Genomic DNA, 9542 nt, shown 5'->3' with positions numbered 1-9542 from the left:
GGCCCAGGGCCGGGCCCAGCTCGGGGCGATCGCGGTGAAGGCCCTCCAGGATCCCGGGGAGGGTCCCTCGCAGGACCGGGTAGTCGGCGCGGTAGACGGGCGTGTGCGCGATCACCGAGACCAGCGCCTCGCGGAGCTGCGCCTCCTCGTCGTCGTCGCCACTCGTCACCTCGCCCGCGTCCCGGCCGACAGCGGCGTCACGCCGCACCGCCCGGGTCAGCCGTCCCAGCTCGGGGGCGAGGTCCTCGAGGACGATCTGCCGCTTGAGACGGGCGGACTGCTCGTGGACCTGCTCCTCGTCGCCGGGGCCACCGCAGTACCGGGCGGCCAGCTCCGTCAACCGCGCCTGACCGCCGGGATCCACCAGCATCTGGTCGATCAGACGGAGAGCGTCGTAGCCGGTGGTCCCGTCGACGGGCATGGCGGGGTCGAGCACCTCGGCGGGGGCGAGGATCTTCTCCACCAGCAGCCACCGGTCCTCGCCGGCCAGCCCGCGGAGACGCCGCGCGTACCCCACCGGGTCGGCGAGCCCGTCAGGATGGTCGACCCGGATGCCGTCGACCAGGTCCTCCTCGCACCAGCGGCGCACCTCGGCGTGGGTGGCGTCGAAGACCGCGGGGTCCTCCTGGCGCAGCCCGGCCAGCCCGGTCACGGTGAAGAACCGCCGGTAGCCCAGGAGCGGCTCCCGCCAGTGGACGAGGCGGTAGTGCTGCCGGTCGTGCACCTCCTGGGCGGTCCCGCCCCCGGTGCCGGGGGCGACGGGGAAGCGATGGTCGTAGAAGCGCAGCTCGGTCTGGGGGTCTGCATCCGCGTCCGAGTCGGAGGTGTCGGTGTCGGTGGGGGTGACGACGACGAGCTCGCCGACGTCTTCCGGTGACCCCAACACCGGGATCGCTATCCGGCCATCCGCTCCGTTGGCGGGCTCGGTGTCGAAGTCGAAGTACGAGAAGTACGGCGAGTCGGGGCCGCGGCGCAGCGCATCCCACCACCATCTGTTGGCCGTCGGCCGGTCGACGCCCAGGTGATTGGGGACGATGTCCACCACCACGCCCAGGCCGTGCTCCCGGCAGGTGGCCCGGAGCGACCGCAGGGCGTCGATGCCGCCGAGTTCCGCCGCCACCCTGGTCGGGTCCACCACGTCGTACCCGTGGGTCGATCCCGGGGTGGCCTCGAGTATCGGCGACAGGTACACAGAGCCCACCCCGAGATCGGCGAGGTAGGGGACCAGGTCTTCGACGTCGGCCAGGACGAATCCCCGGCCATTCGGATCGGAGGCGGGCGTCCGCAGTTGGAGACGGTAGGTGCTGGCCAGGGCGGCCCCCCTGCCCAGCGCTCCGGTCCCGGCCCGGTCCTCGTGGGCCACGATCAGGAGACCTTGCGCAGGACGATCGTGCCGCGATCGGCCACCGTGATCGTCTCGTCCGAGCCCAACTCGCCGCTGCGCTCCTCGAGGTGGTCCGCCGTGTCCAGGACGACCTCCCAGGACTGCGCGTACTCGGGCCCCAGCAACGAGAACTCGATGGGCTCGTGGTGGGCGTTGAACAGCAACAGGAACGAGTCGTCCACGATGCGCTGGCCGCGCTCGTCGGGTTCGTGGATGCCCTCGCCGTTGAGATAGACGGCCAGGGATTTGCCGAAGCCGGAATCCCAGTCCTTGTGGGTCATCTCCGAGCCGTCGGGACTGAACCAGCCGATGTCCTGGGGGTCCTCGTCGTCCCGCAGCACTGTGCCGAAGAACCTCCGCCGACGGAAGACGGGATGGTCCTTCCGCAGTCGGACGAGGGTGCGGGTGAACTCGAGGAGGGTCTCCTTCTCCTCGTCGAGCTCCCAGTTCATCCAGGCGATCTCGTTGTCCTGGCAGTAGACGTTGTTGTTGCCGCCCTGCGTGCGGGCGATCTCGTCCCCGTGCGCGATCATCGGCGTTCCCTGCGACAGGATGAGGGTGGTCAGCATGTTGCGTCGCTGCCTGTGCCGCAGACTCAGGACGTCCGGGTCGTCGGTGGGGCCCTCGACGCCGCAGTTCCAGGAGCGGTTGTGGCTCTCTCCGTCGTTGCCGTCCTCGCCGTTGGCGTCGTTGTGCTTCTCGTTGTAGGAGACGAGGTCGTTGAGGGTGAACCCGTCGTGCGCGGTGACGAAGTTGATCGACGCGGTGGGGCGGCGGCCGGTGTTCTCGTACAGGTCCGAGGAGCCGGTCAGTCGGGAGGCGAACTCCCCGAGCGTGGCGGGCTCTCCCCGCCAGAAGTCGCGGACGGTGTCGCGGAACTGCCCGTTCCACTCGGTCCACAACGGCGGGAAGTTGCCCACCTGGTAGCCGCCTTCGCCCACGTCCCACGGTTCCGCGATGAGCTTGACCTGGCTGACCACCGGGTCCTGTTGGACCAGATCGAAGAACGACGACAGCCGGTCCACGTCGTGCAGCCCTCTGGCCAGGGCGGAGGCGAGATCGAACCGGAACCCGTCGACGTGCATGTCCAGGACCCAGTACCGCAGCGAGTCCATGATCAGCTGCAGGGAGTGGGGGTGCCGGACGTTGAGCGTGTTGCCGGTGCCGGTGTAGTCCATGTAGTGCTGCTCGTCGCCCTCGACGAGCCGGTAGTAGGCCTGGTTGTCGATACCGCGGAACCCGATCGTGGGCCCCATGTGGTTGCCCTCGGCGGTGTGGTTGTAGACCACGTCGAGGATCACCTCGATGTTGGCGTCGTGGAACGCCTTGACCATCGCCTTGAACTCGCTCACCGCGTCTCCGGGCTTCTCGGCGAACGCGTACTCGTTGTGCGGGGCCAGGAACCCGAAGCTGTTGTACCCCCAGTAGTTGCGGAGCCCCATGTCGATGAGCCGCTGATCCTGCATGAACTGATGGACCGGCATCAGCTCGATCGCCGTGACCCCGAGGTCGGTGAGGTAGTCGATGATCGCGGGGTGGGTCATGCCGGCATAGGTTCCGCGCATCTCGGCAGGGATGTCCGGGTGGGTGGCGGTCATGCCCTTGACGTGGGCCTCGTAGATCACCGTGTTGTGGTACTCGTGCCGGGGAGCGCGGTCGTTACCCCAGTCGAAGTAGGGGTTGATCACGACGGTGGTCATGGTGTGGCCGAGGGAGTTCTCGGTGTTGCGCCTGGTCGGATCGTCCAGGTCGTAGCTGTGCAGGCTCGGGTGGCCGTCGAACTCGCCGTCGAAGGCCTTGCCGTACGGGTCCAACAGCAGTTTCGAGGGGTCGCACCGCAACCCGTGCTCCGGCTCGTACGGTCCGTGGACGCGGAAGCCGTAGCGCTGACCCGGGGTGACGCCGAAGAGGTAGCAGTGCCAGATGTGGCCGTCGACCTCGGTCAGTTCGACGCAGGTCTCACGACCGTCCCTGTCGATCAGGCAGAGATCGACACGCTCGGCCACCTCGGAGAACAGAGAGAAGTTGGTTCCGGTCCCGTCGTACGTGGCGCCGAGGGGGAAGGCGCTACCAGGCCAGGCACGAATGAGCTCTGGGGCGGACTGCTGCGTGTCGTCGTTGGTCACAAGGCCCAACAGTAGTGGTTATCGGGACTCGAACCGGTGTACCGGGCCCCCGACGCTCACCACCAGCCGGTCGCGGGCCCCATCTGCCGGGCGAGCTCGCCCGACGCGGACCGTACCCAGGACCCCGAGAGATGGTGGGAGTCGTGGTAGACGATGACGTTGCCCACCACGACGGGGCAGTTCCCCGCATCGCACAGACCGTCGGTCAGGTCGATGAGTCGGACCGAGTCGATCCCGGCCCCGGCGAGCGCCGCCGGGTTGATGGGCGCGACGGACCGCTCCCGGGGCATTCCGCACTCCTCGGGGGTGCCGCCGTCTCCCAGGCAGTCCCCGGCCCGGATCGGGCCACGCCCCTGATTGAGCCACGGGGTGTCGCGGATGGCGATCACGCCGATGCCCTGCTGGTCGAGTGCCCGCCACAGGTCGACGTACTGGCGTGGCGTGACATCCGGGCCCACGACCCCCACCGGCCGGGTGGCGGTGGTGAACACGAAGTCCGGTGCCAGGCCGACGAGGGCGGCCAGCGCGGCGGGAGTCCATTCGGCGCAGCTCTCGTACAGCAACTCGTCGCTGTCGGAGACCGATGCGTCGAGGGTCAACGGACACCCCATCTTGAGCAGCGTCACCACCCGGAAGCCGTAGTGGCGGCCGACCTCGTCGAGGCCGCTGATCCAGTGTTCGGCATGCGAGCCGCCGACCAGCGCGATGGTGCGGGGTGCGGTCACGTCGCCGTACACGCACATCTCGACTTCCGAGGACTCGAAGTTGGAGATGCAGCCGTCGAGGGTGCTCATGGGCAGGTCGTTGCCCACCTGCAGCAAGGAGGGGACGTAACCGACGTTCTCGGGGACCGGGACGCCGTCGAAGAACGCACGGGCCCCGGGGTGGTCCGGGTCGGTGAGTGAATCGACGTACGGCACCGCCGAGCGGGAGGCCGAGGTGGCCGTCCACCACCCGACGACGCCGAGGCTGGCCACGGCGGACACCACGACGAGGGAGGTGGCCCGGACGAAGCGCCGCTGCTCCCGCTCGGAGCGACCGGACCCCTTGCGGAGCGAGTCGCGCTTCTGGGCCGCGGGCGTGGTCCGGCTCCGCGCCCGGCTGGCCATCCGCAGGGGTCGCTCGACGTACTTCTCGGTCAGCAGGGCCAACACCACCGAGGCGGCGGTGATCACCAGCCCCGACACCAGCGTGATCTCGGCCTGGCGGTCGTAGGACAGCCAGAGGATGAGTATCGGCCAGTGCCAGAGGTACAGGGAGTACGAGATGTCGCCCAGCCGGCGGAACACCCGCCCGGACAGCAGCCAGGTGACCGGGTCCCTGCGCGGCGTCGCACGCTCACCGTCGGGGAGGTTGCCGCCGAGGATGATCAGCAGCGCGCCACCGATCGGATACCAGGCCAGGGGGCCGGGGAAGTAGGCGGCACCGTCGAAGAAGAAGCCCGTGCTCACGACCATGAACAGGCCGGCGGCCGTGGTGAGCATGCGGAGCGGCCACGGGAGGACCACCCCGGCCAACACGATGGCCACCAGACCGCCGACGAGCAGCTCCCACATCCGGGCACCGGTGTCGTAGTAGTTCCAGGGCTGGTTGACCGTCTGCCCGTACGCGGACCACCAGACCGAGGCGACGGTGCCCGCGAGCACCACTCCGAGCAACATTAGCGTGGGCGTCCCGCGCTTCACGACGAGCCGCCACACCGCGGTCAGACCCAGGACTACGGCCAGGGCCACCAGGTAGAACTGGCCCTGGACCGACATCGACCACAGGTGCTGCAGCGGCGAGATGGTCGCGTCGGCCGCCGCGTAGTCCTGGGAGGTGAGCGCGAGTTCCCAGTTCTGGTAGTAGAACAGCGAGGCGATGGTCTGCTCGAAGATCGCCGACCACTGGGTGGGGGGTTTGATGAGGATGGTCCCCACCACGGTCGCCGCCACGGTGACCACGAGCGCCGGATACAGGCGCCGGACCAGACGCTTCAGGTGGGGAAGTGGGTTGAGGGCCGTACCCGGGAGGCCGGCGCCGCGCAGGAGCGATCCCAGGAAGAAGAACCCGGACAGGGTGAGGAACACATCGACGCCGCCGGAGACGCGCCCCATCCAGATGTGGAACACCACGACCAGTGCGATGGCCAGGCCGCGGAGACCGTCGATGTCGTGCCGGTAGGCCATCTTCCCGCGCCGGCGGCGAGCCGGCGGGTTCGGAGTGCTGGTGGCCACTGGCGGATACTTCCTGACGAGTCGTCCGGGCTGTGCTGGCGCCCCGGCCCTGCGAGCGCGCACACCGAAAAGCGTGGTGGCGCCGCGTCAGAGCATGGTGGAACCGGGTCCGATTACACCACAGACGGTTCACCCCGCCCGCGTTGGTACAGTCCGGCGCATGCTGAGCTCACCGCCGTGGCGCGCCGTGGGGACCCTCGCGGGAGTCGTCGGACCGGCCGTCGTCGCGCTGCTGGTGTGGGTCGTGGCCGCCCCCCGCTCGGAGTTGCTCTCGGTCGGCGGGGGGAGGGGACTGCGGCTCCCGGAGTCCGGAGCCGACGGCGGAAGTCAACTCCTGATGCTCATCGTCCTGTTGGGGGCTGCGGTGGTGTGCGCGGTCCTGTCCCTGTGGCACCGCCACCCGGGGTTGCGTCGCCCAGGGGGCGTCCCCGTCCTCGTGCTGCTGCCCGGGCTGACGTGCTCGGTCACCGCGGCCGCGGCCTCACCGGTGGCCGCGCTCCTGGCCCCGACCGCGGAGAACGCCCCGTACGGAACGGTGGTGGCACAGCCGCCCACGGCGGGGGCACTGTTCTTCGACCGCATGATCTACGGGACCACGGGGCCCTCGTGGGACTGGTTCCCGCCCGGCGCGGGGTGGCTGGCCTTCGGCGCGATGATCGCCGCGTTCACCGTGGCGGCGCTGGCCCACGTCAGCCACTCCTCGGAGTTGCGGGACGGCGTGGAGGACGTGGACGGTCTGGACGGGGTGCCCCCGGAGTCGGTGTCCCCGAACCGCCCGGACTGAGTCTCATCCGCGAGCCCCGGTGAGGACCTCGACCGGCGGCCGGAGAGTCGCGAACTGGTCGGTGATCCGCAGTCTGCGCTCGGCGAATCGGTACAGGGCGGCGGGCCGACCGCCCGAGGGTCCCGGCGGCGCGCTTCGTCCGCAGCGCACCAACTCTCCCCGCCTGGTGAGGATCCTCTGGAGGTTCGTGGGATCGACCGGGTGGCCGAGGGCGGCGGCGTAGTGCTGGGCCAGGGTGGAGAGGGTGAACTCCTCCGGAGCGAGCGCGAAACCCAGAGTGGAGTAGGAGAGCTTGGCGGCGAGGCGGGCCCGGGCGCGGGCGACGATCTCCGCGTGATCGAAGACGGTGTCGGGAAGATCGTCCACCCGGAACCACGCGGTGTCGTCGGGGATGTCCGGGTCGGCGTCACTGGGCAGGACACCGAGGAATCCTGAGGCGAAGACCCGCCGACCGGGAATCCGCGAGGGGTCGGAGAACTCCGCCACGGATTCCAGGTGGCTGAGCGAGCGCACGTCCACCTTCTCCGCGAGCTGGCGGGTGGCGGAGGTGGCCAGGTCCTCGTCGTCCCCGACCTCGCCGCCGGGCAGCGCCCACCGACCGGCCGCCGGGCCCAGCGTGTGTTGCCACAGCAACACGTGCAGGGCGTGGGAGGGGGGGTGCGCGATCCGGCGGACCTGACCCACGACGACGAGCACCTCGTGACCGGTGTTACACTTGGGCATGTTTTCGATTGTAAGTCGAAAACAAGGCCGGTGACGTACCGGTCTGCAGAACCGACCCGGGAGGGGGCAGCGATGAGTACTGCCACAGGACACGGCACCACGGTCGCACCGCGGCCGGAGAGCACCGTCGGCAGGCTGGAGTCGCCGCTGGCCGTCAGGATCCGTCACGACGGCGCGGTGTACACCGGCGTCGAGCCCGACGCCCGGTGGGCGTCGGAGATCCGCCGTCTCGCCGCCGAGCGCGACGCGGTGATCCTCGCGCACAACTACGAGGTCCCCGCCATCCAGGACATCGCGCACCACGTCGGGGATTCTCTGGCCCTGTCGCGGATCGCCGCGGAGGCCGAACAGTCGACCATCGTCTTCTGCGGGGTCCACTTCATGGCGGAGACCGCCAAGATCCTCTCGCCGGACAAGACGGTCCTCATCCCCGACGAGGCCGCGGGTTGCTCGCTGGCCGACTCCATCACCGCCGAGCAGCTGGCGGAGTGGAAGGCCGAGCACCCCGACGCCGTGGTGGTCTCCTACGTCAACACCACCGCCGCGGTCAAGGCGCTCACCGACATCTGCTGCACCAGCTCCAACGCCGTCGACGTGGTCGAGTCGATCGACCCGGATCGGGAAGTCCTGTTCCTGCCCGATCAGTTCCTCGGCGCGCACGTGCGGCGTAAGACGGGCCGCGACAACGTTCTCGTGTGGGCCGGAGAGTGTCACGTCCACGCCGCGATCAACGGCGACCAGCTCACCACCAAGTCCCGGGCGCACCCGGGCGCCGAGCTCTTCGTCCACCCCGAGTGCGGTTGCGCGACGAGCGCGCTGCACCTGGCCACCGAGGGCGCGGTCCCGGCCGATCAGGTCAAGATCCTGTCCACGGGCGGGATGGTCGACGCTGCCCGCGCCTCGGGTTCCCGCGAGGTCCTGGTGGCCACCGAGATCGGGATGATCCACCAGTTGCGCAAGGCCGCCCCGGAGATCGATTTCCTGCCGGTCAACGAGCAGGCGAGCTGCCCCTACATGAAGATGATCACCCCGGCCGCGCTGCTGCGCGCGCTCGTCGAGGGCGCGGACGAGGTCCACGTCGACCCCGCCACGGCCGAGGCCGCGCGGGGGTCGGTCGAGCGGATGATCGCGATCGGCAACCCGGGATCCGGCGAGTGACCGGCGGGGGAGAGGGCGGGGTAGCCGCCGGCGCGACCTCGCAGGCCTCCGGTGGCGACGACGACGACCTGTTCGACCCCGATACCCGGGCCGATGCTCTCCTGGCGATCCGGCGCGCCCTCGAGGAGGACCTCCGGTACGGCCCGGATGCCACCTCGCTGGCCACCGTTCCCGCGGATGCCCGGGCCACGGCCCGTCTGGTGACCCGGTCCGACGGGGTGGTGGCGGGGTTGCCGCTGATCGAACTGGTCCTCACCGAGGTGCTCGGGCCTCATGGTGACGGCTCCGTCGGAGGCGGCGCCGACTTCTCGGTGACGCTCCACGCCCGGGACGGGGACCGCGTGTCGGCCGGCGACGTGGTGGCCGAGATCAGTGCGCCGACCCGCGGTCTGCTGACCGCCGAACGGACCATTCTCAACCTCGTGTGCCACCTCTCCGGGGTGGCGACCGCGACCCGTGCCTGGGTCGACCGGCTCGAGGGCACCGGATGCGCCGTCCGCGACACCCGCAAGACCCTGCCCGGTATGCGGCTGCTGCAAAAGTACGCGGTGCGGTGCGGTGGTGGGGTCAACCACAGGCTCGGCCTCGGGGACGCCGTCCTGGTCAAGGACAACCACGTGGTGGCCGCCGGTGGGGTCCTGCCCGCCCTGGCGGCCGTCCGCGAGCGGTTCCCGGACCTGCCCTGCGAGGTCGAGGTGGATTCCCTGGAGCAGCTCGACCAGATGCTCGCCTCGGGGGTGGACCTGGTCCTGCTGGACAACTTCCCCGTCTGGCAGACGCAGATGGCGGTCCAGCGTCGCAACGCGATCTCACCCCGGACCCGGCTGGAATCGAGCGGCGGTCTGGGTCTGGACGTCGCCGCCGACTACGCGCGTTGCGGTGTCGACTTCCTCGCCGTCGGCGGACTCACCCACTCCGTGGCGGTACTGGACGTCGGTCTGGATATGTGAGGTCCGCCCCACCCGGCCGTTCTGGTGCGGTGGCGACCGCCGGGACCCGCGTAAAGTTCGTTGTCATGACGGGCTTCTGGGACACGAGCGAGAAGAGCACGCCGGCGGAACGCCGGCAGCAGCGGATGGCGGAGGCCCGCCGGCGCGTGGAGTCGGGGGAGAACACCTCGCCGCCGCCCCCGCGCCCGGCCCCCGGCCCGC

7 protein-coding genes are annotated in these 9542 nt (G+C 70.0%); 3 read left to right on the top strand and 4 right to left on the bottom strand.

The features are described from left to right. The 3 genes from G6019_RS11220 to G6019_RS11210 all read right to left on the bottom strand — a co-directional run. A partial coding sequence (locus G6019_RS11220) for an alpha-amylase family glycosyl hydrolase (RefSeq protein ID WP_309230214.1) occupies positions 1-1363 on the bottom strand: 1363 nt, incomplete at its 3' end. A 2-nt stretch (positions 1364-1365) separates the two neighbouring features. Beyond that, positions 1366-3510, bottom strand: a complete 2145-nt coding sequence (gene glgX, locus G6019_RS11215; protein WP_107756240.1) for a glycogen debranching protein GlgX — start codon at positions 3508-3510, stop codon at positions 1366-1368. A 56-nt stretch (positions 3511-3566) separates the two neighbouring features. Next, positions 3567-5726, bottom strand: coding sequence for an acyltransferase family protein (locus G6019_RS11210; protein ID WP_182612705.1), 2160 nt, complete (start codon positions 5724-5726; stop codon positions 3567-3569). Positions 5727-5886: 160 nt separating this feature from the next. On the opposite strand from G6019_RS11210, the gene G6019_RS11205 reads away from it, so the two are divergent. After that, the gene (locus G6019_RS11205) at positions 5887-6510 is read left to right on the top strand and encodes a hypothetical protein (RefSeq protein WP_194305656.1); all 624 of its coding nucleotides are present in this window, start codon (positions 5887-5889) and stop codon (positions 6508-6510) included. A 3-nt stretch (positions 6511-6513) separates the two neighbouring features. On the opposite strand, the gene G6019_RS11200 is transcribed toward G6019_RS11205, so the two are convergent. Further along, a complete protein-coding gene (locus tag G6019_RS11200) occupies positions 6514-7233 on the bottom strand; it encodes an NUDIX hydrolase (protein WP_107756242.1) in 720 nt (239 codons plus the stop codon). A 72-nt stretch (positions 7234-7305) separates the two neighbouring features. Between G6019_RS11200 and nadA the strand changes: the two genes are divergently transcribed. Next, positions 7306-8391, top strand: a complete 1086-nt coding sequence (gene nadA / locus G6019_RS11195; protein WP_107756243.1) for a quinolinate synthase NadA — start codon at positions 7306-7308, stop codon at positions 8389-8391. A gap of 68 nt (positions 8392-8459) precedes the next feature. Beyond that, positions 8460-9341: a carboxylating nicotinate-nucleotide diphosphorylase gene (gene nadC, locus G6019_RS11190; protein WP_182612712.1), complete on the top strand. Its 882-nt coding sequence runs from the start codon at positions 8460-8462 to the stop codon at positions 9339-9341. The last annotated feature ends 201 nt before the right edge of the window (positions 9342-9542 follow it).

Origin of the sequence: Dietzia sp. DQ12-76 (genome assembly GCF_014145045.1) — a bacterium.
In the GTDB taxonomy this organism is placed as follows: domain Bacteria; phylum Actinomycetota; class Actinomycetes; order Mycobacteriales; family Mycobacteriaceae; genus Dietzia.
Note: the sequence above shows the minus strand (reverse complement) of the source record. Positions and strands in the feature narration are given on the sequence as shown.

What these genes read in the sequence shown, in the direction of transcription:
- nadA (WP_107756243.1), top strand. Translation starts at nt 7,306, where the DNA reads ATGAGTACTGCCACAGGACACGGCACCACGGTCGCACCGCGGCCGGAG.
- G6019_RS11200 (WP_107756242.1), bottom strand. Translation starts at nt 7,233, where the DNA reads ATGCCCAAGTGTAACACCGGTCACGAGGTGCTCGTCGTCGTGGGTCAG.
- G6019_RS11205 (WP_194305656.1), top strand. Translation starts at nt 5,887, where the DNA reads ATGCTGAGCTCACCGCCGTGGCGCGCCGTGGGGACCCTCGCGGGAGTC.